The sequence below is a fragment of the Phaeobacter sp. NW0010-22 genome (assembly GCF_040365955.1).
Taxonomy (GTDB): Bacteria; Pseudomonadota; Alphaproteobacteria; order Rhodobacterales; family Rhodobacteraceae; genus OMPR01.
The window spans coordinates 875,772-898,619 of sequence record NZ_BAABWT010000001.1 but is presented as its reverse complement, the minus strand read 5'-3'; the positions used below and the strand labels follow the sequence as shown (position 1 = coordinate 898,619).

Annotated in this window: 22 protein-coding genes; 8 read left to right on the top strand and 14 right to left on the bottom strand. The window is 54.3% G+C overall.

What is annotated here, in order from left to right:
• The coding region (locus ABWV33_RS04185; RefSeq protein WP_353329219.1) for a beta strand repeat-containing protein at window positions 1-1,954 on the bottom strand (1,954 nt) is incomplete at its 3' end.
• Window positions 1,955-2,562: 608 nt separating this feature from the next.
• Between ABWV33_RS04185 and ABWV33_RS04180 the strand changes: the two genes are divergently transcribed.
• The 3 genes from ABWV33_RS04180 (at window position 2,563) to ABWV33_RS04170 (ending at window position 5,082) form a co-directional block, all read left to right on the top strand.
• Window positions 2,563-3,009 carry a thermonuclease family protein gene (locus ABWV33_RS04180; RefSeq protein ID WP_353329218.1) on the top strand — a complete coding sequence of 149 codons (447 nt, stop codon included), beginning with the start codon at window positions 2,563-2,565 and terminating at the stop codon, window positions 3,007-3,009.
• A gap of 1,018 nt (window positions 3,010-4,027) precedes the next feature.
• Window positions 4,028-4,768, top strand: coding sequence for a hypothetical protein (locus tag ABWV33_RS04175; protein ID WP_353329217.1), 741 nt, complete (start codon window positions 4,028-4,030; stop codon window positions 4,766-4,768).
• Window positions 4,765-5,082 carry a hypothetical protein gene (locus ABWV33_RS04170; protein WP_353329216.1) on the top strand — a complete coding sequence of 106 codons (318 nt, stop codon included), beginning with the start codon at window positions 4,765-4,767 and terminating at the stop codon, window positions 5,080-5,082. Before ABWV33_RS04175 ends, ABWV33_RS04170 begins: the two co-directional genes overlap by 4 nt.
• A 468-nt stretch (window positions 5,083-5,550) precedes the next feature.
• On the opposite strand, the gene ABWV33_RS04165 is transcribed toward ABWV33_RS04170, so the two are convergent.
• Both ABWV33_RS04165 and ABWV33_RS04160 read right to left on the bottom strand, forming a co-directional pair.
• Window positions 5,551-6,087, bottom strand: a complete 537-nt coding sequence (locus ABWV33_RS04165) for a luciferase domain-containing protein (protein WP_353329215.1) — start codon at window positions 6,085-6,087, stop codon at window positions 5,551-5,553.
• Window positions 6,088-6,153: 66 nt separating this feature from the next.
• Window positions 6,154-6,744 (bottom strand): YceI family protein, encoded by a 591-nt coding sequence (locus ABWV33_RS04160; protein WP_353329214.1) that lies wholly within the window; start codon window positions 6,742-6,744, stop codon window positions 6,154-6,156.
• Window positions 6,745-6,868: 124 nt separating this feature from the next.
• Between ABWV33_RS04160 and ABWV33_RS04155 the strand changes: the two genes are divergently transcribed.
• From ABWV33_RS04155 to ABWV33_RS04145, 3 genes are all read left to right on the top strand, one after another.
• Entirely contained in the window at window positions 6,869-7,450 is a 582-nt protein-coding gene (locus ABWV33_RS04155; protein ID WP_353329213.1) for a TetR/AcrR family transcriptional regulator, read from the top strand.
• 496 nt (window positions 7,451-7,946) lie between these two features.
• Window positions 7,947-8,486 (top strand): HNH endonuclease, encoded by a 540-nt coding sequence (locus ABWV33_RS04150; protein WP_353329212.1) that lies wholly within the window; start codon window positions 7,947-7,949, stop codon window positions 8,484-8,486.
• A 123-nt stretch (window positions 8,487-8,609) separates the two neighbouring features.
• Window positions 8,610-8,918, top strand: a complete 309-nt coding sequence (locus ABWV33_RS04145; RefSeq protein WP_353329211.1) for a hypothetical protein — start codon at window positions 8,610-8,612, stop codon at window positions 8,916-8,918.
• A gap of 223 nt (window positions 8,919-9,141) precedes the next feature.
• On the opposite strand, the gene ABWV33_RS04140 is transcribed toward ABWV33_RS04145, so the two are convergent.
• Window positions 9,142-9,732: a GNAT family N-acetyltransferase gene (locus tag ABWV33_RS04140; protein ID WP_353329210.1), complete on the bottom strand. Its 591-nt coding sequence runs from the start codon at window positions 9,730-9,732 to the stop codon at window positions 9,142-9,144.
• 104 nt (window positions 9,733-9,836) lie between these two features.
• Here ABWV33_RS04140 and ABWV33_RS04135 point away from each other — a divergent pair, with 104 nt between their 5' ends.
• Together ABWV33_RS04135 and ABWV33_RS04130 are read left to right on the top strand one after the other, a co-directional pair.
• Window positions 9,837-10,712 (top strand): LysR substrate-binding domain-containing protein, encoded by an 876-nt coding sequence (locus tag ABWV33_RS04135; protein WP_353329209.1) that lies wholly within the window; start codon window positions 9,837-9,839, stop codon window positions 10,710-10,712.
• 277 nt (window positions 10,713-10,989) lie between these two features.
• On the top strand, window positions 10,990-11,475 hold the full coding sequence (locus tag ABWV33_RS04130; protein WP_353329208.1) for a RidA family protein: 486 nt from the start codon (window positions 10,990-10,992) through the stop codon (window positions 11,473-11,475).
• Window positions 11,476-11,713: 238 nt separating this feature from the next.
• On the opposite strand, the gene ABWV33_RS04125 is transcribed toward ABWV33_RS04130, so the two are convergent.
• The 10 genes from ABWV33_RS04125 to ABWV33_RS04080 all read right to left on the bottom strand — a co-directional run bounded on the left by ABWV33_RS04125 (window position 11,714) and on the right by ABWV33_RS04080 (window position 22,754).
• Window positions 11,714-12,592 (bottom strand): glycoside hydrolase family 108 protein, encoded by an 879-nt coding sequence (locus ABWV33_RS04125; protein ID WP_353329207.1) that lies wholly within the window; start codon window positions 12,590-12,592, stop codon window positions 11,714-11,716.
• Window positions 12,593-12,770: 178 nt separating this feature from the next.
• Complete coding sequence (locus ABWV33_RS04120) at window positions 12,771-13,139, bottom strand: hypothetical protein (RefSeq protein WP_353329206.1); 369 nt, start codon at window positions 13,137-13,139, stop codon at window positions 12,771-12,773.
• A 65-nt stretch (window positions 13,140-13,204) separates the two neighbouring features.
• Complete coding sequence (locus ABWV33_RS04115) at window positions 13,205-15,934, bottom strand: hypothetical protein (RefSeq protein WP_353329205.1); 2,730 nt, start codon at window positions 15,932-15,934, stop codon at window positions 13,205-13,207.
• A gap of 15 nt (window positions 15,935-15,949) precedes the next feature.
• Window positions 15,950-18,085, bottom strand: coding sequence for a phage tail protein (locus ABWV33_RS04110; protein ID WP_353329204.1), 2,136 nt, complete (start codon window positions 18,083-18,085; stop codon window positions 15,950-15,952).
• A complete protein-coding gene (locus ABWV33_RS04105) occupies window positions 18,075-18,500 on the bottom strand; it encodes a DUF6950 family protein (RefSeq protein WP_353329203.1) in 426 nt (141 codons plus the stop codon). The genes ABWV33_RS04110 and ABWV33_RS04105 overlap by 11 nt, the downstream gene beginning before the upstream one ends.
• Entirely contained in the window at window positions 18,497-19,084 is a 588-nt protein-coding gene (locus tag ABWV33_RS04100; protein WP_353329202.1) for a hypothetical protein, read from the bottom strand. The genes ABWV33_RS04105 and ABWV33_RS04100 overlap by 4 nt, the downstream gene beginning before the upstream one ends.
• Window positions 19,081-19,740, bottom strand: a complete 660-nt coding sequence (locus tag ABWV33_RS04095; protein ID WP_353329201.1) for a hypothetical protein — start codon at window positions 19,738-19,740, stop codon at window positions 19,081-19,083. Before ABWV33_RS04095 ends, ABWV33_RS04100 begins: the two co-directional genes overlap by 4 nt.
• 1 nt (window position 19,741) lies before the next feature.
• Window positions 19,742-21,766, bottom strand: coding sequence for a hypothetical protein (locus ABWV33_RS04090; RefSeq protein WP_353329200.1), 2,025 nt, complete (start codon window positions 21,764-21,766; stop codon window positions 19,742-19,744).
• The gene (locus tag ABWV33_RS04085; protein WP_353329199.1) at window positions 21,766-22,308 is read right to left on the bottom strand and encodes a gene transfer agent family protein; all 543 of its coding nucleotides are present in this window, start codon (window positions 22,306-22,308) and stop codon (window positions 21,766-21,768) included. The genes ABWV33_RS04090 and ABWV33_RS04085 overlap by 1 nt, the downstream gene beginning before the upstream one ends.
• Complete coding sequence (locus tag ABWV33_RS04080) at window positions 22,308-22,754, bottom strand: hypothetical protein (RefSeq protein ID WP_353329198.1); 447 nt, start codon at window positions 22,752-22,754, stop codon at window positions 22,308-22,310. The genes ABWV33_RS04085 and ABWV33_RS04080 overlap by 1 nt, the downstream gene beginning before the upstream one ends.
• Window positions 22,755-22,848: the final 94 nt, after the last annotated feature.

Below are 22,848 nucleotides of genomic sequence, written 5' to 3'. Positions count from 1 at the left end.
TGCCGCGCGTGCGCAGATCCAGGTTCACCCTACCAAGTGCTGCGGCATAGCTGGCGGTATCAAGCCCAAACCCACCATTCAGATCATCCGCGCCAGCGCCCCCGATCAATGTGTCGTTGCCGCTGCCGCCTTCCAGTGCATTCGCGAACGAGCTACCTACTAAGATATCGTCATGGTCAGACCCGGTTAAGTTTTCAATACTTTCAAAGGTATCCCCCAGCGCATCGCCCGTACTTCCTGTTCCGTCAAGTCGAACTGTGATGCCTCCAACAGAAGTTACATAGGACGCTAAATCAATTCCTGCTCCGCCTGCAAGGAGGTCTGCTCCTGCTCCCCCGATAAGTGTGTCATTACCTGCGCTACCGCTTAGGATGTCATTCCCGCCGCGACCATCGAAATATACGCCGACAGAACCATCACTAAACAAGTCATTGACAGAAAAGGAATTATTCCCAGAGTCCCCATAAACACTAGTCAAATAACCCTTCCAAGCGGCAGCCTTAACACTGTTGAAATTGGCTACCGTAAAGCTCGCACCACCCGATACGGCTGTACCAGCAGCTAGATCAACTATGAAACTAATGTTAGTCTTTAGTGTGTTCGATCCTGAACCACTGTCAAGTACGCCGCCCCCTGCCCCACCAAACAAACCGCTAATCCAGTAAATATCGTCTCCGGCTCCGCCGTAGATGTTTTGCATATCACCATCGTCAAGCGACACAGAAATATTGTCGTGGCCAGCCCCAGAATCGATTGTGATACTTCCAGCATAGCTAGTCGTTATATGGTTATCGACGCTTCCAAACAAAATCGTTTCGATACCAGCTACCGCAAACTTCTGGGTACCTATTGAAACTCCAAACGAGAAAGAAGCGTCTTCGTTCCTGATCAATCTCGCCGAGGCTGGAGACACATTACGCAGATCGAGCACATCGGTGCCGTCACCGCCATCAATCAATCCCGTGTCAGTGGATGACGGATGAAGAATCGAGACGGAGCTAAAGGTGATCAAATCATCACCCGATCCACCCAGCAAAGTATCCGCACCGAGCCCGCCATCTAGCGTGTCGTTGCCCTCTGAACCAATAATCATATCGGCTTCTGAGGTGCCAACGAGCGTATCGTCTACCGATGTGCCCAGAACGATACCTCGAGACGCAAGTGCCGTCGCAACGTCTCCACCCGCTGCTATCAACGCCTGGATGACTACTTTATTGGGGCCAGTAGCCGGTTTGCCATAATCGATCACGCTTGGGCGAGATAAATCGTCGTTCTGATCAAGGATCAAGTCATCAACAGCAGCTAAGTCGGTGGTTCCAAAATAATTCCCGTTTGCCGTAATTGTCGCGTTGCCACCATACCGGGAGGTAACTTCAAGTGCCGGGATATCGTTCCAGAAGGTGTTCCCAGAAACTTCTAATCTATCGCCAGAATACGCTACGATTATAGCTGAACCAAGTAAAGCGCTGCTAGCTCCAATAAACGCATTGTTTTCAATAGTTACTGCCGATGAACTAGTGGCGAGGCTCAGCCCCGCTGAGTTGAAAAATATGTTGCCTGAAATCACGCTATCGGACGTCGGGAACCATATATTGGATCCCCCACCGCCACTGATCAGATTGTCGGTCAGCGAAAAGGATCCCGTGTTGCCATATCCCGCGTCACCGACTGGTAAAAAAGCCCCGCCATTCAGCACTGCATTGCTGATCTCGATACGACTGGGTGTGGCAGAGTAGTAGCCGAATTCGAAGCGAACTTGATTGAATACCGTTTGTGCTGCCCCTATCCCGGAAGCACTTAATGTCCCGAAAGAAACGATCGAATACCCGTTTCCCTCTATCACAGCACCGGCTTCTACGGTGAGAGTTGCCCCTGCTGCGATTTGGACGTCATCTGTTAAAGTGATCGTTTGTCCGGTCGTCCATGTTGTATTGGTCGAAATAATTGTCGGCAAAATTTGGTCTCCAATTGAATTAATATCAACCCCACTGATCGAGTTTTCTTAAAGAAAAAGCAAGGGCTTGGATGGTCATCATCAAGAATTATAATTCTTCGATAGGTGTTCGATTCTGGAAATAATATGGGGATTCAAAACTGCCCTGTCAGTAAAGGCTTGAACATGTCCCGTGACCGCCAATTAGTAAAAATACAAAGTATCATTCAAGAGCTTTTCATAGCTTTCAAAACCCCTGCCCTCCAAGCATCGAACACCTGATAACTCGCAATCCGTGCTACATCGTCACTGATTACCCACTTTGTCAGAAGCACACCGCCAAACGAGTCGGAAATCGCTCACTCCAACGACTCCGCATTGGCGACACTTTGCGCGCCTGACTACATCCCCAACCGTCTCAGGGGGATTGGGCAACTCAAGCAAACGTGCGACCTCTATCGGGGCGGCATAGCCGCAGCCACAGTAAGCCCAGATCAAATGCGTGGATACCTGCGCAAGGGCGGTTGCACCGCGTTGCTCCATCAAATGTTCCACAATTGTTCTATAATTGATCTGCGGTATAACACAGCTGACTTTCCCCGCCACCCCTCCCCTATCCGGAGATTCGAATGCGCCAATTTTCCCTAACCGTCCTGACCTGTCTCATAGGAGCTGGTTGCCAACCCAATGCACCTACCCCAACTATTACAGATAGTCAGGTCATCGGCCCAGTAACCCACGTGCGCGACGGAGATACTATCGAGGTGGCAGACGTTCCTATCCGTCTGAACGGCGTAACCTGTGATGAGCTCGGCACGCCAATGGGGAAACAGGCAACCGCCACCATGCGTACGCTAGTAGCGGGTCAACGGGTATCATGCTCCCTATCCGGTCAAAAATCTTACGATAGGAAGATTGGCCGGTGCCAGTTAGCCACTGGGCAAGATCTCGGGGAGGAACTGATTTCGCAAGGGGTGTGCGGACGCTGTGAGCGGTATGACAAGCAAGGCACCTATGTCAGGGCACAGACAAATGCTGGCCCTTTTAGGGGAAAGATACCCAAATATTGCAACTAAAAAATCCGTTGAGGCGAATTCATCCAAAACATAGAAAACCTGCTTGTCCGCTGACAGCCCAAAGCGGACATGGCGCTTCGACACTCTGGGCGGAAAGTGTGAATTCGCTGCATCTGCGCAGATGGTGCTTCGAGTTGGAAAAAGCGGCCATTCAAACTTTGGTTGCCCTAAACCTACATGCTGCGCTGCGCAACAATGGCGCTTTGTGCAGAAAGCTGGCTTTGCAAAGTCTACCACACAGCTCAGAACACAAAACCCTCATTCATCAAGGTTGAGGTCTCGCAAGGCAAGACCTTCGACGTAAGCCGTTTCGGTCTGCTCCGTGAGCGTGTAAGAAAAAACCTAACCAGCATTTTGCGCGATACCAAGCGTCTTTCGTGCAGCTTGAGGCCGAGCCTGCCCACCAGTTCGCCCGAACAATCAAGGAACGTCTGATCAACGCGCTCGGCTGCGCCGAGCTTCCAAGCTTGAAGCTAGGGCAATCTAGTGCTCATGTACAGTGGCGCCAAGATGCTTGGAAACCGTAAAGTTGGCTTGCTGGTTAGCGTGACAACGCAGCATATATACATGTATTGCGGCTAGTTTATATTGAAGAGGGTCTTCTACTTAGAGTGTTTCGGCTTGCGTTTCGCGGTGCGCCGAAATAGCATAACCCTTCCTATATTTACGCGAGAAACAACATGTCCACCAAATTACTGATGTCTGTGTCACTCGTGGCTGTCGCTTCTGTAGCATCCGTCAGCGCTGTGAGTGCACAATCATACACCACCTGGGGTAACAGCACCTATGGCAGTGATGGCTTCAGCTCCACACAATGGGGTAATACCACCTACGGTAATGATGGCTTCAGCTCAACACAGTGGGGTAATACCGCCTACGGTAATGATGGGTCTAGCGCCACACAATGGGGTAACACCGCATACGGCAACGATGGTTTCAGCGTTACGCAATGGGGTAACACCGCATACGGCAGTGATGGAACATCGTGCACCTCTTATGGCAATACGGTCTACTGCAATTGAAAATTGAGGACTTTAGACCCAGTAAAGTCGATGTAGGGTGGTATGTCGACGAACCTCAAGCAAAGTTTGTCTTTGCAGAGCCAACCCCTCTATTTCGACAGAGACATAAACCACTTTCGGGGCGTGCTGTTCAAGCCTGTCCTGCAATTAATGAATTAGAACGGGATTATTTCGCAATCAAGAATCCGTTTGATATTCGCCTAAGATGCCTGAAAAATGGTGATGGCTACGACCTTCATGTTGTTGATGAGGGGACACGTATCGATTACGATCTAGTTTCTCGGTTTGTGTATCTGATGGAGCCAAAGCTATGGCGGTCTCCGTCATCACCCGTCATTCAGATCCGTGTACCCTATTTCTTCCTGTGTGATGAACCATGCTACATGACGATGCTGGCACCATATATGAGTGCGAGTTCAGCGTCTTGGCCCGGTCTCTTTATTGGTGGTCGATTGCCGATCAGCATCTGGCCCCGCACCTTGAATTGGGCCTTCGAGTGGACAGATCTGGACACAGACTTGAAGCTGCGAAGAGGCAATGATTTGTGCTATCTTTACTTTGAAACAAATGCCCTTCGGAGCAAAATCAGTCTGCATGAGCTTGAGTACACCAAAGAACTGGACGAGTTCAGGAAGGGGATCACCTCAACCCCAAAATACATGTCGAACACCTTCTCGTTGTTTGAAACGGCGCTAGAAAGACGCCCTGAAAAACTGGTGAAGCGAAAAGCGCAATGAGCAGAGTTTATTTCAACGGTGTCTCCAACATAGAGTTTAATGGCAACTTGCTGTCATTTGTATTGGATGACGCACACAGCGCTCTAAATGGCAGCAAGAACAAAGCGGTCGTCATTGAACTGATATCGGAGCTTGAAACGGTCGAAGGCGCCTGTCGCTACATTCTGAATGAGATCGAAAAAATCAAAAAAATGTCGACGACATCAAGCAGTGCCGCCAAAGAAGATGCATTGACATCTCCGCTACCCACAGGCCAGTCCCCCAAACTTGGACCAAGGCTTAGTGTTCTAAATTCTGAGCACGGTACAGATTAGATTTGTCTACCAGACGACCTGCTCCCCGATGCTGGCTTGTTCATAACGTGGGTCCGGGGAAAGGTGAGATCGGCTTGACGAAGGCAAAGCTGTGAACGTCTGCTTCGCGGGCTGCAACTGCAGCATCTTGACCGGTTGGTGAACGGCAGGAATGGGCCCTTCGCTGAACTTTGCAAACTCCGCTTTCTGCGCATTGCGGCCGCTCGATCCGTCCCGCCAGAGTGAGTTGGCTGGTGGAAACTGTCAGGCGTTCGCTCGCAGCCCGAACCGGACATTCACCACTACGTTTTGTAGATTCAATTGCGCGGTTCGGGAGCTACAATTGCTGCTAACGGCTTGAACGCACGCTCCGAGCGCTTTGCAACGGAAAGAATGTAGGAAAAAAATGGACCGCGTAAATGCAAAGTGGCTGAAACAGCCCTCTGACAGGAAGCAGGGATCACCCTGCGCTTACGTAGAAATACGCGTTTAGCCCAAGGTGTTGCCGGTTATGAAAATGTACGAACTTTCGACCAGATTGATGACGACACTCAGTTCTTCTGGTGTGGTCGGTGTATAGATCATGACAAAGCCACCCCACCCGGGACGCTGATTGGCCCAAGGATGTGCCACGGCCCATCCGGCCTCAATCGCCTTTTGCGCCAAAGAGGGGGCCAGCGAAGCATGCAGGCTGCCATCGGGATGCATATGCGCAAACTCAAAGCCACCGACAACAGAGCCCGGTTGAGATAACGCCATGTCACGGTCAAGCTGAAAGCCAATCGCGCCAGGCAGTGATACACGCGTCGGGCCAAGCTTGACCCTAGGGAATTGTGCAACACGCTCCAGCAACAAATCGGCCAGATCGGCGTCAATTTCTACGCCTATCTGGATATGGGGCACTCCGGTTGTTGTTTCGGGACGAGGAGATTTGCGTTCCGGCAGGCTGTGCTCTTGGGCAAAAGCCACAGGGCACATCAGTGCTGCCACCGCAGTGATCATCAGTGTTTTAAGGAAAGAATTCATTTCGTTGGCAGCCTTTCAGAAGCTGGGAAAGGGCGCTCGGCGCTACGCCGACGCCCTCGCAATATGTCAATCAACCTTCAAAGCTTCGATATTGATTAACAGCTTGATTTCGTCGCTCACGGCGGGTGCAAACGCCCCAAGCCCGAAGTCTGAGCGCACGATGGTCGCCCTGGCTGAAAGCCCCAAAGTCGGCGTGCCCTCCTTGGGGCCAAACGGGTATGTTGCTGATTTGTTGAGTGTCGTTTCCAGAATGACAGGCTTGGTGATGTCATTCATGGTCAGGTCGCCGGAAATTTTTGCAGTATTAGTCCCGGTCACTTCGATGCTTGTTGAGGCAAATGTGACCACATCACCGTCGTTCGCGCCAAAAAAGTCGTCGGACATAAAGTGTTGCATGCGAGCGTCCCAGCCCGTGATCATGGATCTGACCGGCATTGAAACTGTGACTGACGACGCCGAGGGGTCATCTTCGTTGAACTCAATCTCTCCGTTAAAGCCCGAGAACATACCAAATGTCTCTGAATACCCGATGTGATTATAGCTAAACATCACCTGGCTATGTCCGGGGTCCAGTTCGTAGGTGCCACTGTCGGCCAATGCCGCAGAGGCACCCATCGACAAAAAAACCACCAGTCCGGTTGCCGCTGTTTTAAACATTGATACCCTCCCAATTCAGATAAGATGTGTTGGTAGAATGGTTTGGGCATTAGCTCTTGTGCCCGATCATATTTATAGAACAGAATGTTCTGTAGCGCAACAATGTGTTCTATAGGAGGGGCGCTTGAAGGAAGATCCAAGACTGATCGCTACACGGCAGACTGCACTTGATGCTGCGCAAAAAATCTTGGTGGATGAAGGCGTGTTGCACGTGACGCACAACGCAGTTTCAAAAGCGACAGGCATTTCGCGCAGCACGCTCTACAGGCACTGGCCCGATGCCCGAAGCTTGCGAGACGCCGCGTTCAGGCGCATCGCGACCCCACCGAACATTCCTCCCAAAACCGATGGCCCGCTTCGCTCTGACTTGCGCTGGTTGCTCGGTGTACTGATGGGCGCGTTGAATGACACGCCATGGGGCCAAATCGCGCCTCAGGTGGTCGCAGCTGCGTCCACCGATGAAGAAGCGCGACTGGTGATCACGGAATTCATGAAAGACAGGTTCGCAAGTGTTGAAACTGTCTTCTTAGCTGCAATCGACCGCGGTGAGATCAACGATGAAGTTCCGGTTGAACAGCTGATAGAGGTGGCAATCGCAGCACCATATTTCCGAAAACTCATACGCCACGAGGTGCTGGACGCAGATTGGTTGGATCGGCACGTTGATCTACTTTGCAACATCGCTAAAAACAATTCAGGGCGTTGACCATCGCCTGAATTTGCAAACAAAAAAGGCCAAGAAAAGTACTGGTTTTCCCGGTAGCGGTAGAGCGACAGGCGCTGCGTGACATCAGAATGTCGCGTGGTCAAAACGTACCGATCCTCGCAACCTTGATGTTTGCACCCTGATTTGTTGCTGCTCTTCATTCCCATTGCAACATGAACGCCTTTGGGTTCGAAGCGATCAACTCAGGAGGCCGCCTGAATGGCGGCTCTGGGGAAGTTGGTCAGACTTTGCAAAGGTCGCTATTGCGCATTGCTGCCGCTCGATCCGCCCCGCCAGTGTGAGTTGGCTGGCGGAACTGTCAGGCGTCCGCTCGCAGCCCAAAGCAGACCTTCAGTCTAGGTAGAGTTCTTGTGTACCAGCAGAGGCGCGTCTTCGGTTGCTTTTGGCGCACGTTTCAACCTTGATGGGAACATGGTGCTGCTGCACGAAGAAGCATCGCTCGATACGGGCTCTGTAAATAGCTTGGGAGGTTGAGATGAAAACGTCCAGCATTAAGAAGTATTTGAAGCCGAACACAATTCAAAGTCGAAAGAGCACATTTTCCAACGCCTTCGCATCAGCTCTTGCGCCTCACGATAAATACTCGGAAGCCGAAGTCGCAAGGGCAATTAGTGACCTCGATCAAGATCCGACTCAGGATCTCGACTGCGTCTATTGCGGGAAAGCAGCTGCAACATGGGATCATGTTTTCAACCGGGTTGTGAACGGTGAATTCTCTGGCCACGGGCATCGCATTCGCAACCTGGTTCCATGCTGTAGAACTTGTAATGAGCGTAAGGGGAAGAAGCACTGGAGGGCCTTTTTGCAAACCCTCAATGCCGAAGACAAAGATCAACGCGTTTGTCGAATGGAAAGGTTCCTTCATGCCAATCCAGTTCCGGATGACTACGAAGTCATACAGAGTAACGCGCCCGAGGAACTGGGCAAGTTTCTACAAGTACGTGACCAGATCTTCAGCCTTATGGTGGAAGCAGACCAATTGGCAAAAGCAATCCGCGAAAAAGCAGATCCTTGAACTGACTGAAGCTGCCGTTGGTGCTGGGCACAACGCAACGTCAATACTCAAGCTTTCTACTTAATTTGATCAGTACTTGCGGTATTAACCCATGAAGACATTTCATAAGCAGAAAGATGCTGCATGACATTTGATCAAGCGATGTTCAACATTTACCAACGCGCGAAGAACGAAGTGGGATACACCGCCACAGTCTTTCTAGGGATGATCTCTGATCGTGGCGGTTTACCGACCGCCAAAGCGCTGATCAACTCAGCTAAACCTAGCGATGGCTACACAGCGCTTTATGAGCTCGGGCGCCTTGATTTGACAGTCGAAGCAATGGTGCTCGAAACGCCCGAGTGGCACGATCTTTTCACTGAGGATGAGCTGAAGCGCGCGCGACGCCGATTGGTCCAGTACGGCTACCAAGTACACCCGCCTGTTTCATGAGCTTTGACAAGTGTGCCTGGACAGCCCGAAGTGACCAGTGTGAAGCGAGTTCGGCTCTAGTCGCTGCTCTTGCAAAAATTGCGCCTCGATTTCCCGAAAACGGACATTCAAGCTTTCAAACGAAGCTTTTTGTACACAATGTCGGCAGTGAGCCCAGAACAACCGATGCTGCATGCTGCGTGAACGGCGGCTCTCCGTCTGGGGAGATAACTTCGGTTCTCAGTTATAGGTCTTTTCGAAAGAAGATAAGGCACTCGGCGATACCTGGTGATGCGTTAAGGGTTCCGCTCGTCACTGGCGGGTCCATTCGTTCGAACCCCAGGCTCTGGTAAAGCGTCGGCATCTCGGGAAACGCGCCGATTGTGTCGGCAAAAACGGTTTTTGCCCCCATTGCGCGCGCGTCCTCTAACCGACGTTCAACCAAACGACGGCCTAAGCCGCTGCCGCGATGATCATCGCGGACATAAAGGTGCTTCATTTCGACACTTGTGTCGTCGAGTTTACGTATGGCCCCAAAGCCAATGCCCGCTCCCAGCTCATCGCGAACCATGTAAAAACGACCATTGGGAGGAATGATACCTTCTATCTTTTCCATGAACGCCGCAACATGTGCCTTGGGGTCGTTATCGAACTGACCGATTTGCATCAATCGGCCATGCATGACTTCCGAATGCTCCAGAACGATAGCCTTCACCTCATCCATGGGAACCTCAGAAAGCATGTCAAAGCTCTGAAATGCATATTGGTATTCTTGGGGTGTTGATCGCTCTGTCACGCTCGTGGTCTTTTCTGTTTCAGTAAGTAGCAGGTTCATGGTGCCATATCCGAATGCCGTTAGGTTGCTGCACGACAACGAATATAGGCAAGTCGCTGGTTCGGAATAGACAAATAGCTTTTCAAGACATTAGATTTACTATCATGTCTTATGATTGGAAAACGCTGCCTTCGCTGACTGCACTAAAAGCATTCGATGCAACGGCTACACATGGCGGTTTTGCCAAAGCTGCGCGTGCGCTGAATGTGACTGATGCTGCAATCGCCCAGCAAGTGCGCGCCTTGGAGGCAGAGCTTGGTGTTCGGTTGACCATCCGCCAAGGCCGACACATCAGACTAACCGAACAAGGCAAAGGCCTGGCCAATGGCCTGTCATCCGCATTCCAGACAATCGGCGATGAGATCGCAGCTTTGCGCGAAGCGACCCTTCGGAAAGGTCTTCGCGTGACGACCTCTCCTTATTTGGCGGACAAACTAATTGTTCCAAGGTTATCCGAGTTCTGGCGAAAGAACCCCGGCGCCGAAATATCCCTATCGCCCAGTCGGGATTTCGTTGATGTTGTACAAGACGGATATGATCTCGCCATCCGCGCCTTTCCGCAGAAGGACACTCCAGATTGGCCCGGAACCGATATTTTGCGCATCGCTGATGTGCCAATCACTGCTGTTTGCGCTCCTGAAGTCGCTGAAATAGCAGGGAATGACCTCCACAAAATTCCGTGGCTTTGGCATGATGGGATGAGCGTCAAATTCGAAATGATGCGGGATTGTGGTATACAGGTAGACAAGATCGAGCGCGTCAGGATCGGCAGTCCGAACCTGCTTCTTGAGGCCACACGGCAGGGTCTCGGTGCGACGTTGTTCAACGCGCAGATCGCGCAGGAGGTCTTAAAAGGTGATAATCTCGTTGAAATTGAAACACCAAGAAAAGCCATGCTGACGTATTATGCCGTATTGCCCAAAGGGCCACGGCACCACCTTGCCGACCAATTCATCGATTGGGTTGGTTCTCTGATGTGATGGTGCCAAACCCTTTGTGTCAGTCAATGTCATGGGAGGCGTAGCCCGTGGTATTCCACGCAGCATTTCCAGAACGGTTTCTGCTGGTGGCTTCCGCGAAGCGGTCACTTAACGCGCGTAGATGAATAGCCGATTTGTCCCGCACACCCGACATCCAAGCCAAGAAAGTATCCTTTTGCCTGACTGAACTTGTCGGCTGGCCGCTTAGAGCCCAATGAAGACAATCATCCTCATGTGGTTTAGCCTATCGGAGTAACCATTGAACTGAGGACAATGTATGCCGACACCTGAAAGCAGATTGGAACAATTGGGCCTGAAATTGCCGCAACCGACTAAGCTGCCGGAGGGCTTACGCTTACCCTTCGAGTTCGTGAACATCAGAGGTGACCGGGTGCTTTTTTCGGGACACCCTAAAAGTGCGATGGATGGTAGTATTGCTGGTCCCTTTGGAGTTGTCGGAGCCGACATCACCACAGATCAAGGATATGTGGAAGCCCGCGAAGTGGCGCTGAGCGTGTTAGCGAACCTTAAGGCAGAAATTGGAGAATTGTCGCGAATAGTGGGATGGGTCCGCGTCTTTGGAATGGTGACGTCTGCGCCAAGCTATTCGGAGCAACATGTTGTAGTGAATGGATTTAGCGACCTTGTAATTGACGTGTTCGGCAAAGACGTTGGTCGTCACGCACGCTCTGCAATCGGCGTGTCCGGATTGCCGCTTGGGTTCGCTATGGAAATTGAAGGCGAAGTATTGATCACGCCCTGAACTTGTAAGTGCCGTTTTGTCCCGCATAGGCGACCTCCAAGTCGAAATCGCGGCGCAATGTTCGGAGAATGTCCGCTTTTCATGCGGCGGTGCAGAGTGATTTGCACCTGTAGCGTGCGAGCGACACAACTTTGCAAAGATCGCTACCTGCGCAAAGCTGCATTTCAACATTCTCCGATCCCTGCCCAAAACAACCTACACCTCACCCGAAAGGCTGAGGTGCAAACTTCCGCACAGCTTATTTGCCGATAGCTTTGGTCGCCTTTACACGCCCATAGACAACCAGCAGGCCACCCGCTGCCGTGATGATCGCATTCACATGCTGCACGGCCTCTGCGGCATCCGCCCCGGTCACGTTCAAGCCCAGCAGGCCAAGCACTGTTGGCGCAACGGCAATCACCGCGCCCCAGATCGTCTTTGACGCCAGAAAGCTTTTCACTTCGTTCATAGGTTTTCCTTTCGTGGAAATTTGGACCGTTGGTTCTGGGTCCGTGGGTTGAGAATTTGAGGGGTTTGGCTCCAACGCTTTGCCGGGCGTCACTGCGACGGGGGATGGAATGGCCGCTGCATCGCGCGCCAACCGCACGGCGCGATCAATCACCCCGATATCGCGGATCTGGACGCCCGGTTGATCGCCCATGACGCGCCGGGTCCAGCCGCCTTTAAAGGTGGTCCAGTGTTTCAGGCCGCGCAGGAACCGCATGCGGCGTTGACACAGGCGCTGGATTACATCTGCGGTGTCGACCTTTGCCACTGCGGCCAAAGTCTGAACCCCAATCACACCATCAGCCGCAACACCCAAGGTGCGCTGCAAATCTTTCGCGGCCCGTCCCGGCCCGGAGTTCACCGCGTAATCGGCCATTGCGTAATCCAGACCGCTAGGCAGATCCGCCGCGCGCACCGCATCGAGATATTGAAACTCGATAATCTGTTCGGCCACGTGCTTGGTGATCCCACGCACCGGGCGCTTGGGTTTCCCTTGTTTACGGTTCCACGCATCAAAGGTGCGTTGCGTGATGCCCCGGTCGGTTGCCCCGCCGGGGTCGCGGGGATGATTCACATAGCCCCCCTCTGACAGCCCGACCCACGCTTGAATCTGGGGATAGTTGGTTCGCATGATGTTTCTCCAATGCAAAAAGCCCCGCATGCGGGGCTGTGTGGTGACTTTGGTTTGTGGTGGTGTGGCAATCAGGGGCGCTTGATTGCCCAAAAGATGGCCAGCCAAACGACGATCGACAGAGCAACGCGTGTGCGCCGCCAGGTCGTTGAGCGCAGGAATTTGCGCAATCGACGTCTCATTTCGTGGATCCCCCCAACATCTTGCGCCACCTGTTCATCAGGATTTCACGACTGGACCGGAACAGATCATGGGCGACATAGGCCACCAGAAACGCCAGCAGCAGCACCAAGGCGGGATGCTCAATTTCATAGGCAAGGCGAATGCGCTGCGCGACCACAGGCCCCCCAAGCGCCCCAATCATCAAGTTAAAGAGGAATATCCCAACAACTGCTCCAACCCGCCTGCCCTCGCCCTCGATCACGGCCAAAGTGGCTCCGATCAGAGCAACAACCACGGCCTCCCACGACGATCCGTAGCCGACCAACCAAGCCCCTGCCACGCTAAAAAACCCCGCTGCAGCGGAGCCAATGATTTCGAATTTCATGAATGGTTTCCCTAGATCAAACGGTCTGCGGCCATACCGGCCAAACCCTAAAACGGACGTTCCGGTTATCCCCGGCGATAGGTGATCTGAAACGCAATTCGCGTTCCGTCCGCCACATTCGACGCCTCGATCTTTTCCGTGCCAGCCGCGCCCTGATAACTCAGATAGATTGTATCGCCGCCGGTCAGGCGCGCCATGAACTCATCCGGCACAGATACCCCGCCGCTGATAATGGCCCCCCACCCGATCGAGTATTCCGCGGAATCCCCATAGGGCAAACCTGTGATACTCAGCGCCGCGGTTGATCCCGGCGTCCCGTTGGCGTCCTTGTCCAGAATGGTAATATCCCCAGTGACCCGCACCAAATCCGGATCCACCAAACTATAAGTGGCGTCGTTGATTGTGAGTGTTGCGTCTTCGTCGCCTGCAAATTTCAAAACCGGGGTCCAGGAACCGGGAACAATTCGGTTTGGCAGGGGGTTTCCGTCAAAATCATAACACCCAAACAAGGTCACCTGCTCATGCAGATTGACGGCCAATGCAAGCGTGGTGACATCCTCGATCATGCACCCGACACAGGTCAGCGTTCCCCAAGGGCCATTTGCATTCTCACGTGACAAGAGAAAATGATGAGACACCCTGTTTGTGTCCGGTTTGGGAATGATCATGCCTTGGCAATTCACATGACACCCAGGATCAACCCGCGCGGTGTAACAATCGTCGCTATCAACCCGACCAGCCCCTAAAGGCATGGTGCCAACCATATGCGCGGTGGCATCATCCGTCAGCCACAAGGCATATCGTCCTGTCCACTTTAAATCGCTTAAGTCGAGCTTGAACACATCCCCGCCATCGACATACACGCCATATTCCGAGGACGCCCCCGTGACCCGGCATTCATCAACCCGCGCGCGCTGGTCAACCTTCACCTGTGCGCCTGGGGCGAGATCCCCATCAAGTGATATTGGCGTGTGGTGCAGCTCCGTCGCGCCATTGTCCAAAAACGCCGTTGCGATCACTTTGGCCCCCCCGATTTCGACCGGATCCCCCACCTTGATCTCCTTGGCAACAGCAACGATCGTTGTCTGTTCCGCCCCATCACTGACCAGCGCAGCAGTGGTGGTTTGGAATACCTCCCCAAACACATAGATCAGCGCGTTGTTGGCATCCCACCCCAGCTTGGCGATCCCATCGCCATTCGGTTGTTTCACGGTGCCGAGATCCACGTTGGCCTCAAGGATGCGCACCCCCTTGCCGAACTCCTGACGTAGAATGCTATCACCGCCCCGCATGCGATAGATCACCTCGGCATTGCTATATTCGTTTTCAACGGCCCCTTTGCGGCACCCCGTTACGTGCAGATCCCCCAGATCGATACGCCCCACGACCCCAAAGAGTTGGATGCCCGTGCGCTCTGCCCCGTCGCTTTCAATGTGGAACCCGGCAAAGTCGATCGCGTTTTCTGCCTGCCGGATCAAATCACTGGACGTGCCCGGAAAATCTTGCTGCTTGTCCGTCCCGCGCCCGGTGATCAGAACAACTGGATCGGTGCCCTCTGGTGCGGCCGCCAACATCCGAACAAACCCAAATTTCTTGCGTTCTCCGGTCACGCCCGCCTGTTCTGCAACCAGTTTATTGCCCACTTCATCGCCCACAAACAGGATCATGCCATCGACACCTTCGGCATCAACACCATCAAGCGAACCGCCGTTCATGGCAGATCCGATGTAACTGTATTTGATGTCATGCCCGGTCAGCTTGGAGACATATTTGATGTCGTTGCGCCAAGGCCGGTAGGTTTCCAACGGCTCGGCAACCACCAAATCATCCACGCCAAACACAAGCCCGTCATCTTCGATCATGCCCGCCCAGTGCTCTTGCACAAAGGCCCCCATATCCACGGTTCCGGTGCCATGCACACCGATCTTGACGTCATTGTTTTCAGTCCAGCCGAACAGGTTGCATGTATAGCTACTATAACTGGGCTGTGACGGCGTATTGTCAGCGCGCGCAACCAGCACCTCGAACCTATTGTTGCGCACCGGCTCATGCTTTTCGGTTGTCAGATAGTCATAGCCAATCATCAGCGTATTACCGATGTGACCCATGTTTGCGGGCAATTCGATTTTGGGCGCATTATCTGAAAAGGCCCGATTGTATTGGTTCACAATCTTTGGATAGCCCCAGATCCCCCGCTTAGACGATCGATACCAGATCGCACTTTCAAGCGCGCCGTGTTCAAACCAGAGAAACGTGTTTTCGTCGCAAATCCATTCCGCCTTTGGTCGAAACTGCACAAAGACATAAAGCTCATGTGTGGACGCCATCGCGGGTGCAGAAACCGGATAAGTCACTGTGCCGCTTTCGATGCTGTAATCGCTGGTGATCTTACTCAGCAAGCCGGTTGCGCGATCGACAAGGTAGAGCAATACCTCGCTTGGTGTTGAGGTATCCGTTTCCACCACAAAACTCTTGGATGCCCCGTCACCGCGATGCATGCTGAATGTCTTCACAAAGATCTTGCCTGTGATCCGAAGAGCCTTTCCCTCAGCCGCCGCATAGGCGTCAGCCGCGCGCAGGGTGGCATAATCATTTGTGCCCCCGGTGCGAATGTAACCTTGCGCTCCAAGCGCATAGGTCAGGTCCGCCTCCGGCTCGAATTCATAAAGGCCCACCGCGTTGGGGTTGCGGGATTCAATCCCTTCAATGTGCTTCACGATTTCCGTTGGGATTGGCTCATGTGAATCCGATGGGGGAGAGCCGCGCCACGTGGCGAGCGTTGATCTTGGTGCCATGACTGCCTCGATTATTTATGGACCGGGAATTGAAAGTTCGACAGAGATCGGGCCGATACGGGTGCCAGCCACACCACTGCCGTTGATCGGCTCTGCCCAATAAGAAAAGATCGCGTAACCCGGCTGCGGATCCACATGATCATCGCCATCACCGGGAACGCCGTATTCGGTATGTATCAAAATCGCATCCGCAAACGCGGTGCTGCCCGAGGCCCGATAAATGCGCGCGCCAAAGTAATGGCCGTCATTTGCAGCAAGCCAACTCAGCACCACATTGCCGGACTGTTCCACCAAGTTGAATCCACTCAGATCCCCCGGTGCAACAGAGTCTGTGATAACACCTACCTCGATCGGCGGATCTGGGCTCCAGGCCGAGGCCGTGCCCGCAGCCGACACATTGCGGATCTGTGCCTGATACGCGACCCCATCCTTGAGGCCCCCCACCAATATCCGATCCGTGCTTTGCGTCGTGGATACGCCGACCCAATACGGGGTTCCCGTCTCGCGATACCTGACTTCCTGACGAAAAGCAGCGTCCTGATCGGCCCAGATAAACAGCAGCGATCCGCCATCCTGAGCCGCCCCGGTAAAGTTAGCCGGCACATTCACGCTGCCATCGCTTGTCACGCTCTCAAAAGAGGGTCGCTTAGGTTCCTCGCTTGCGGCATCAAACCCAAAATCCAGCTTTTTCACGCTGTTGGCAACCAAGGTGAACGTCATTGCATCCTCGCGCACCAACTCGCCAATCTCAAAAAACTGATCGATGCCAAGACCCTTGTGCACAACCCGCACAAACCGATTTGCCCGCCCCTTGCCGCGACCACCAAGGATCTCATAGCCTTTGATGCCGATGGTGGCCCGGATCTGATATTGCGCCCGCTTGGTTTTGACGATCCGCTTGATCACCCGCGCCGCTTGGTTGTGGGAATTGATCATGTAGAGCTGCGGCTCATCGCGCACCGGCAGGGGTTTTTCTTCTTCGACCCATGTGCCCGAGGGCGTTTCGCGCCAACTGTTTTCAGGTTCTGAATAGACGGCGGAAATCTCATCCGGCGCGTCTGCGCCCCACTGACCCTGCGACAGTTCCAACGCAAAGAAATCAGCATCGTCCAGGATAAGATCAGGCTCGATCCACCGCCCAACCGTGAAGCCAACCTTGCCGTCCGTCCGTTCATAAATGAATGCATCACAAGCCGCGGCAAGCTGCGCGCGCTGATCTTCATAGGTTTGATCGTCAGACAGGGTTCCGTTCAACGTCCAACGCTTTTGTGTGCCGCCATCCGCGTTTGTGACCACCTGATCACACACATCGGCCTCATCGGCGACCTCATCCCAATCGACACCACGCCCTAGGATGCTCACCACCCAATCAGCAATCACCAGCGCCGCGTTGTTCGTGTAACCGCGCGCACCACTGCGCGGGTCAAAGATGTTGTTCTTGCCATCGATCACCGGGGCATAGGCCCATTGGCGACCACCCGGATAGATTTCAGTAAAGGCATTCTGGGGCGGGCGCGCTGCCCAAATCACGGCACCCGACAACCCCCTAAAGTCATGCGCGTTGGTGATCTCTTCAAAGGCAGACACAAGTCCCGTGTTGGCTGACTGGTCGGATCCTCCTTCGAAAAGATCCACCCGCCCGTAGCCCGCGATCGGCGCGGTTGCCACGTTGCTCACATCCGGATCCGCTTCTCCGCTTAGGGTCACTGTGCGCTCATCGAGCCAATGCTCGAAAACCCCCTCGATCGGATGCGCGGCCAAGATCGGCACATAATAACGCCGCCCATTCTGGAACCCGGTAAAGCCCAACGGACCGCCCTTGCGGGTACGGCCATAGACAAATTCCGCGTAGCTGACCGGCTGCGCAAAATTTACCATGCGGGCCGCTGGCGGCGGCAAAGACGGCTTTGGAGCCAAAGACGAAGCCAGCGCCGAAAGCCCAACCGCAACAATCGTTTTGACCACAAAACTGCCCACCGCAGTCGCAGCAAAAGCCGCGCCCGAGGCATAGGCCGCTGACGCCGCCAGAGCTGTTCCCGAAGCAACCCCGATCGATCCTGCCACAAAAGCCACAACAGGCGCAGCACTAACCGGAGCTGGCGTCAAAGCCGTTGTTCCCAGGAAGGCCAAGGCCAGCAAACTACGTCTCATAGTCAACGCTCCAAATTGCGAGAACCTCTTGAACGGCGCGAGGATGCAGCGTCGTTGTGCTATGCGGTCCTTTGAAGCCCCACGCTGTTCCCAACCAGACCGCACCACAGGGCGACACCCGCCCCTCAGCATCACGCACCATGATCACGGCAACATCGCCTGTCCGGGGATCTCCGACCCGCTCCAGACCGCCAATCGTGCCGAGACATCCCTCAACTGCAGCCACAGGATCCCGCAGGAACCCGGTTTCGCGCTGGCACCCGCCCCGACTGTCATAGGTGCCCCGGATATGTGCCGCAGGATCGACACCGCGCACCCGCTGCACCCAATCCGCGAGGCACAACATGCAATCACTTTCGCCCCAGATGAACGGCAGCGCCGACCATCGGTGCAGCTCTTGATAAAGCGGGGTCATCCGAACAGCTTTTGCTCTTCAAAATCACTGGTGGGCATGAATTCCAGCGATGGGTTGTCTGCGCCGATCATCTTGGCATGACCGCGCGTGTTCAGAACCACACGCCCTGCCCCGCGCCGATTCTCGCTCCAAGCTTCAAACCCCAATGATGCCGATCGGTCCTGCGCCCCGTTTGCGGTAAAAACCAAAGTCCGCATCACCCGTTCCATCCAACGTATCGGGGGTGTTTGCGGCGCATAGAATTCCGAGAAAGAGTTGAGCGGCTGGACATAGAAGGTGATCGAGCGCCCTTTGATATAGTCCAGACCCAGCTCTTTGATTTGTGCGATCAGATCGGGCGCATTGGGATCTTGGAAATATGCAAGGTTCAAAGAACCTTCAGGGGCCTGACCATCCAACGCGCTGGCGAGGCTGGAAACACTCGCCAGTTGCGTCCCATACCAGACCCGGCCTTCGGTATCCCTGAACACCCCGTCCGTTCCAATAATGAAACGCATCCGGCCATCCGGTGTATCAATCTCACAAAGGTCAAGCGCGGCAAAAACATCCCCAGACGGGCCATATCCAGACGGGAAAAAGCTCATCGGTTCAACACTTCCCGCAGCGACAGGCGCACGGACACAACGCGCGAGGCATCATAGGTGATCTGCCCCATCCCATCCTCCACCGCTTCAAACAGCCCGGTGGCTTGCAGGTTGATTTCCCTCTCTGCGCTGATCGCTTCCCGCAAAGGCATCTGCACCCCGAGATCAAAAATGCCGGGGGTGATTTCGATAACCTCCGTCACCACAAAGGGCCAATAATTATGGCTCATGATTTGACCCACATTTGGCGTCACGCTCGAAGACACCCGCAGCTCCGTCGCGCCAGCTTTGGCCGCGCGCGCAGCTTTGCAGAACGGCTCATAGGCGAACCCTTTGCCAGTCGAGAACTTGAACCCGGTCGAGAACTTCAAGCCCCCACCAAACCGCGATCCGGTATAGCCAACAGGGTCACACAAGGGCACCTGATACATCCCGACACGCCCCTGCGCCTTGGCACGGATCGCGCGCCATTGCGCAATTTCTTGCCCTTTCAGCAAGATCTCGGACGCCCCGAACCAGCGCGGAAACTGATTGTAAACGGTCTGTGTGTATCCCGCCGTATTGGCGCCCAGAGATTGCCCGCGCCAATCGATTTCCCAGTTCACTTTCAAGTGTCGCAGAAAGCTCTGCGGAATGGTGATTATTGGCCGGATCATGTTAACCCCTGCGCGCCGAGTAGTTCTGAATATTGCCTGCAGTTTTGCGATCCTGTTGCACCGCGCCCACCGCCACTGCCCGCGCCGCAACCTGTCCGCTCACCTGTTGGATCACAGGCACCAGGTTGCCGCTCTCATCAACGCTCACTGACACATGGACCTGTGCCCCTTGGGATTGGCCAACCCCACCGCCACCGCTGCCAAGGATTTTGGCCGTGTCTACGCGCGAGGTCACAACAGCAGGCCCGCGCACCAGTTCAGGCCCGCGTTCACCGGCAATCCCGACTTTCCCCGCTGGGATCATGCCGCCATCATCAAAAAAGCCTGCAAACAGATCACCCAGAATCCCGCCGCCAGAGCCACCACCCAACACGCCTTTGAACAGGCCTTTGAACGCGGATTGCGCGGCCATGCGGGCAAGATCCGCCATCAGAGCCTTGACCGCATCTTGTCCACTCCCTGCCCCCGTCACCAAGGCCACAAAAGCATCTTCGAACCCCTGCTCAAGACGTTCAGCAGCGCTGCCGATATCGCTCAGGGCCTCTACCGCGCGATCGCGCACCTCAGAGGTGACCACCTGCGGGAACCGGCGATGCAGCTCTTCGATGCGCTCCAATTCGATGGCGTATTTTTCCGCCTCTGTTCGGGTGCCATCAAAGAGGCGTTGCGCCTGTTGAAGACCCTTATTTGCGCTTGAACGTCCGCCAGATCCGCCTCGGGTCTTGGTTTTGACAGTGTAGCGCTTGATCAGCGCATCAACGTCTTCATAACCTTGCTCTCGCGTGTAATCATCAGTGCCGACCTTGCGCGGATCGCCACCCCGCCCACTGTAAACTTTGCTGCCTTGTTCATTAATTCTGTTTTGCAAAGCGAGTGCCGCAGCCAGTTCAGCCTTTAACCGCTCTGCCTGATCTGCACCGGCACCGATATTGCTGGCAACGTCGACCTTTGCCAGCTCCAACGCCTTAATCGTCGCTTCGCGCAGGCGATCATAAAGGTTCGATCCTTCCTCTTCTGCCTCAGAAAGCCCACCGGATGCCCCATGAATATAGTCCACGAGATCGCTCATGGCCTGCGCCTGTTCCCTTGGGCCTTCTGCCTGCCCAATCGCGGCGAATTGCGCGACCACTTCGCGCGCTGCGTCTTTGGTGATACCAAAACTCTCAGCTAGATCGTCCACATTTCTGCTAACGCTCTTCAGCTTGTCCAGATTGCTCTCCAGACTATCAATCTCCGCGAGGATACCGGCGAACTCTTGATCTGACATTTGCGAAGGGCTTGAGGCGTTCAGCTCTGCCAGTTTCCCCTCAACTTGAGCGATTGAGACCTCAAGCTCTCGGATTTCTTCCGGGCCAAATCCGAAAACACCCTCAACACCCAATTCCCCGGCGATGCCCCGCGCGGCCTTGTCCAACGCGCCCCCGGCTTTGAAGGCCGCAATCTCGCGATTGATCTCAAAAACCGCCTGCGCTTCTTCCGCCAGATCGCCATAATCGCGCACCAGATCAATCGCAGATGTCGACGCCAAGCCATCCGCAGATTTCAGCGCAACAACACTCTCGGCCAGCGCTTTCAACTTGTCGTCCAACGTATCTGCAGCACCGCCTATGTTCAGCAGTGTTGCGGCCAGAGGGAACCCAAGTGCCGCGACAGTGCCCAGAATCGGGCCAAGGATCCCCAAGGTGCCACCCAAGGCCCCGAAGCCTCCAAGCAATTGCGGAAACTGTTGACCCATTGCCTTCATGGCAGTTGTTCCGCCGCCAATCTGCACTGCCATATCGCCGATCTGGTTGGCGGTGTTTTGGATCACGAAAGTACCGCGCCCACTGACTTGGGTCATACGTCCAAGACCAGTGGCCGCGCGGTTGGCGTTGGCCGAGATCTGATTCCCAGCCTTTGCCCACGCCTTTTCGGATCCGACAGCCGAACGCACCGCCGCCTTTCGCCCCCCTTCCATTTGCCGCTCGAATTTGCGCAAACTGGCCTCCATACGGACCAACAGCGTGTCTTCAACGGATTGCGCCATTATTGCGTCACCTCCGGCTCATAGCGGTTCAGAATGTCGATGAACTCATCTTCGCTCAGGTGTGGCGCTTTCTTGTCGGACGCGGCGTTGAACCCCCGCACCATGTTGACAAAATCGGCATAGCGCAGCTTGCGCAGATCCAGCGGCGACAGATTGAACACCCGACAGATCTGCGACACCTCCGAGAACTTATGAGGTTCAAGCGCGCCCTGATCGACGTCCCCCTCAGAGGCTTTGGTGTCCTCAACCCCCACCATCAGATCCGCCAGAATGCGCCCAGCAAGCGCGGCGTTTTCCATATAGGGCCGCGTGTCAAAGTGAGTATCCATCAAGCGCTTGGTATCGAGAATCGACATCCCACCACCGATCAATCCTAGCCGAATGGTGTGGAAAACATGTTTGGCTTTGAACTGACCGCCAGTCACTTGAATGAAAATCGAACCGATGCCATCCCCGGTCGCTTCCTCAAGATCCAGCACGCCCCCGAAAACAAGCTGGAACAGACGATCCGTTCCAGCCCACTCTGCAACCACCTCGACCATTAGGCCGCGTCCGTCCAGATCCGGCGACCGGCGCCGGAAATCGTCGCCGAGAATTCGACGGTCTTGGTGTTTTGTTTGGTCAGTTCATATTGCTGCAGAAATGCAGGAAGGGTCCAGAAGCCGCCTTTGTCTTCTGCAGGTTCATCGATGAATAATTTGATGGTCTTCTGAGTGCCCCCATCCGCCCACATACGCCATGTTTCAAAGGATGCGCCCTTGGCGACCGTGCCGCTGATCGTGGCGCTGGTGTCTTGGCTTTCAAGATGACGCACAATGGCTGCAGCCGTATCCAGCGGATTCGCGCAATCAAGCACGACGTTATCACCCAGGTTGTTCGTCAGCGTGACACCCCAACTATTGGCCCCGCAGGTGTGCCCAAAAATCTCCGGGTCTTCACCGTTGCCCAGTTGGATGACAAGCCGTGTTGTCAGTTTAGGTTCCGCCATCATTTATTCTCCTATAGTCGGTGGAAAGACGCCCGCTCTTGCGGCAGTTTGTTGAACCCGCAATGATGCGGGACAGTTAGTATTTTTGGAGTTT